Source organism: Lentibacillus sp. (assembly GCF_035301925.1).
Lineage (GTDB): Bacteria > Bacillota > Bacilli > Bacillales > Amphibacillaceae > Lentibacillus.
The window spans coordinates 1-3,952 of the sequence record NZ_DATGTI010000101.1 but is presented as its reverse complement, the minus strand read 5'-3'; the positions used below and the strand labels follow the sequence as shown (position 1 = coordinate 3,952).

Here is a 3,952-nt window from a genome sequence, read left to right as displayed (position 1 = left end):
GAATGTTTCCTATTCACGGGCGGCCATCAGTACCGTGCTTGTCATTCTGGCGTTTATATTCGGTGGGGCAATCGGCATCGGTACCTTGATCAATGCCTTATTTTCCGGCGTGATCATCAGTTTCTTTTTACCGTATGTCAGAATGTTCAAAAGCGAACGGCGAAAACATGGTGAGCATGTAGTTTCCTGATGCGGTATATGGATTCGCTCCAGATAATTGCATAGATTCCGTTTCCTCGTTAAAAGCTATGTGTGACACCGCAAAGGAGGAGATGGATGATGGGTGGAAAACCAAAAGGGCCAAAGCAACAGGAAAAACCGAATTTGCCAAAGAGTCCGAAACAGCCATATGGCGAACCGATGCAGGGTTCACATAAGGTGAAACAGCGTAACCATTCACGGCAAAAACAGAACCCGCATCATGACATGTAAGCAGCTCAAAAGAAAGAATAGCACACAAAATGGTTTGTGTGCTATTTTTGTGTGGTATAATACTGCCAACAGTCATATGTTCGTATGAGGGTGGTGCCATTGAAAAAAATCGTCTTGCTGATAATCATTTGCTCACTTCTGGCAGGCTGCGGAAATGCCGGTGCAGCGCATAACCCGAAATCGGCTGATAAACAGTTAACAAAAAAACATGCCTTTCAGGAGTGGGAATTTATTATCAGGAATTCTGTTGATGAACCACTCCCGCCGGAAGCACGGGATATCGAAGCGATGCCGGAGAAATTTGAAGCGCAGCAAATCCCCAATGCTAATTTGAATGACCCAATAGTGATCACAAAAATGCCATACAGTAAAGATGAAAAACCCTAAACGTTTGCAAGCTTTATTGTGCCACAAAACGTTTCAGGGCTTTTTTGCTGATGAAACAGGAATTAAAGGACCGGTGGATAAGATATTCACGATTATGAGTAAAAGATTCTCCTTGTGGTGCGAATAAAAAATGCGATCCACTTAAGGTTTAGCAATCAAAATAGGTGATAACAATAGCAGGGCCGTTTGCAAATAAATCCCCCTGCTATTTTTCTGTTTTTGAGGAGATATTGAGGTTATGAAGGACAAATCCTGGCTGAAAAATAAGCGAGATGTCTTTCATTAGGTATTAAAGGAGTAAGTTAAACTTGTTGCGCATTCACCGATAGACTTATTTTTCACGGGAAATAGAATTGCCAAACGACACGAAAAAATACGGTCTTATAGAGCCTCTGCACGATCAGACACGAATTTGAGTCATGGATGGTTCCAACTTATGCCTTTATTCAATATGTTACTATATGAAAACTGAAATTCGGAGGTTATCATATGGTCAACCAACCACATGGCGGAAAATTAATCAGCCGTGAATTAACGGGACGGAAAAGAGAGGAGGCGCTCAAGCATGCTGAAAAGCTTCATTCAATGACTGTCAATTCCTGGGTGATTTCCGATCTGGAACTGATTGGGATCGGCGGTTTCAGTCCGCTGACGGGATTTATGGGGCAAGCTGATTATGAGAATGTCGTTAAGAATACACGTCTGGCGGATGGCACAGTCTGGAGTATTCCGATAACACTGCCGGCCACTGAAGAACAGGCTAAAAACGTTCACATTGGTGAACAAATTGCCCTTAAAGGAAAAGACGGGATCATCTATGGAACCCTCACTCTGGAGGAGAAATATGCATACGATAAAAAAAAGGAAGCACAAAACGTTTATGGCACAACTGATGAAGCGCATCCCGGTGTGAAGAAAGTTTATGAGAAAGGAAATATGAATCTTGCCGGACCGATTACGTTGTTAAACCGTCCGGATCACAGTCAGTTTGCAGCGTATTACATGGATCCGGCTGAAACACGGCAAATGTTTAAGGATTTGGGCTGGAAAACAATTGTCGGTTTCCAGACGCGTAACCCGGTTCACCGTGCGCATGAACATATTCAAAAGACCGCACTTGAAGCAGTTGATGGCTTGCTGCTGAATCCGCTTGTCGGCGAAACGAAGTCTGATGACATTCCTCCTGATGTCCGGATGGCAAGCTATGAAACGATTCTTAAAAACTATTATGTCAAAGATCGTGTACGTCTTGTCATCTATCCGGCGGCCATGCGGTATGCAGGTCCTAAAGAGGCGATTCTGCATGCAATCGTGCGTAAAAACTATGGCTGCACGCACTTTATCGTTGGACGTGATCATGCCGGTGTCGGTGACTATTATGGCACATATGATGCACAAGAGCTGATCGCACAATATGAACCAGAACTTGGCATTCAGATTTTTAAATTTGAACATGCGTTTTATTGCAAAGTCTGTGAAAATATGGCATCCGCGAAAACGTGCCCGCACGACAAGGAAAATCATGTCCACTTAAGTGGCACAAAAGTGCGTGAACGGCTGCGGAATGGCAAACGTCTGCCAAAAGAATTTTCACGTCCGGAAGTTGCTGATGTGCTGATTAAAGGAATGCAGGAAAATTAAGAAAGGCTCTTCAAAAAGCCGCTCTATTTTTTATTAAAAGGGGATCAGATATCCCATGTCGTTTGATATGATGTTTGTTCTGATTTTACTGCTGACCATGTTTGCCGTGCTGATTTTCGAACTGGCACGGCCTGACATGGTCATTTTTTCAGTATTGGTTGTATTGCTGTTGTCCGGAATTTTAACGGTTGATGAGGCTTTGAGCGGTTTTTCCAATGAAGGAATGCTGACGGTTGCGTTATTATTCATCGTTGCAGGAGCCGTGCAGAAAAGTGGTTTGATCGATCAAATGATGGAAAAATGGCTTCAGAACAGCCGCACTCTCACAGATTCGATGCTGCGCTTTTTTGTACCAACATCTGCATTTTCCGCCTTTTTGAACAATACGCCGATCGTCGTGACGTTTACCCCGATGATTAAAAAATGGTGCGAAGATCGCGGGATTGCCCCTTCGAAGTTTCTAATCCCGTTGTCCTATGCCACGATTTTAGGCGGTATGATTACGTTAATGGGAACGTCCACAAACCTCGTTGTTCATGGATTGTTGCTGGACTTTGGACTGGAGGGTTTTTCATTATTCACATTAGCAGTTGTTGGTATTCCGGCTGCACTGATCGGGCTCGTTTATTTATTTACAATCGGCTATAAATTGTTGCCGGATCATAAAGGTTTCAGCCAGCGGATTAAGGAAGACCCCAAAGAATACATTGCTGAAATTCAGGTCACACGAGATTTTAAGCATCTTAATAGGAGTGTCCAACAAGCGGGGCTTCGTGATTTGAAAGGTCTTTATCTGATTGAGATTATTCGCGGAGAAGAACGGATTTCGCCGGTCAGGTCAACAACAGTGATTAAGAAAGAAGACCGGCTGATTTTCACCGGATTGATTTCAACCATTGTTGACTTACAGAGAATAGAAGGGCTGGAGCTGGAAACAGGCACCAGCATTGAGCTGGATGATCTTAAAGATGGGTCGACTAATCTGGTGGATGCTGTCGTGTCGGATGAGTCGTCACTTTTATCTAAGTCAATTAAACAGTTGCAGTTCCGTTCACGGTATGATGCAGGTGTCATTGCGGTACACCGGAATAATGAACGGATCAAGAGCAAGGTCGGGGATATCGTGTTAAAGCCCGGGGACTCATTATTGCTTGTGGCAGGTACTGATTTTGTTGAAAAATATCAGCAGTCAAATGATTTTTTTGTCGTGTCGTCATTGGATACACCGGCTGCCTTGAATCAGAGCGCTAAAAAAGGCTGGTTTTCCATCTTAATGCTGCTCGTGATGATTATGACGGTGACACTGAGATGGCTCAGCATGTTCAAGGCGATGGCACTGGCAGTGGTGGTATTTTTGGCAGCGAAAATTATCACACCTCAGGATGCCAAGGAATATGTCCACTTCAATGTATTATTACTGATAGCCAGTTCGCTGGGAATTGGTGCTGCCATAAGGAAAACGGGTCTGGCGGAATGGATTGCGGACGGCTTG

At 43.9% G+C, this 3,952-nt stretch carries 4 protein-coding genes and 1 pseudogene; all 5 read left to right on the top strand.

Annotated features, from left to right (window positions below):
* Window positions 1–190 (top strand): annotated as a pseudogene (locus VK080_RS08765) (YitT family protein); the annotation flags it as partial.
* A gap of 89 nt (window positions 191–279) precedes the next feature.
* Window positions 280–432 (top strand): small acid-soluble spore protein P, encoded by a 153-nt coding sequence (locus VK080_RS08760; RefSeq protein ID WP_010529733.1) that lies wholly within the window; start codon window positions 280–282, stop codon window positions 430–432.
* Between the two features lie 99 nt (window positions 433–531).
* Entirely contained in the window at window positions 532–819 is a 288-nt protein-coding gene (locus VK080_RS08755) for a hypothetical protein (protein WP_324224387.1), read from the top strand.
* 489 nt (window positions 820–1,308) lie between these two features.
* On the top strand, window positions 1,309–2,460 hold the full coding sequence (gene sat, locus VK080_RS08750) for a sulfate adenylyltransferase (RefSeq protein WP_324224386.1): 1,152 nt from the start codon (window positions 1,309–1,311) through the stop codon (window positions 2,458–2,460).
* 55 nt (window positions 2,461–2,515) lie between these two features.
* Window positions 2,516–3,952: SLC13 family permease (locus VK080_RS08745; protein ID WP_324224385.1), on the top strand; the 1,437-nt coding region annotated here is incomplete at its 3' end.

Excerpts from the sequence above, each read along its gene's own strand:
- VK080_RS08760 (WP_010529733.1), top strand. The coding sequence starts at position 280 with ATGGGTGGAAAACCAAAAGGGCCAAAGCAACAGGAAAAACCGAATTTG.
- sat (WP_324224386.1), top strand. The coding sequence starts at position 1,309 with ATGGTCAACCAACCACATGGCGGAAAATTAATCAGCCGTGAATTAACG.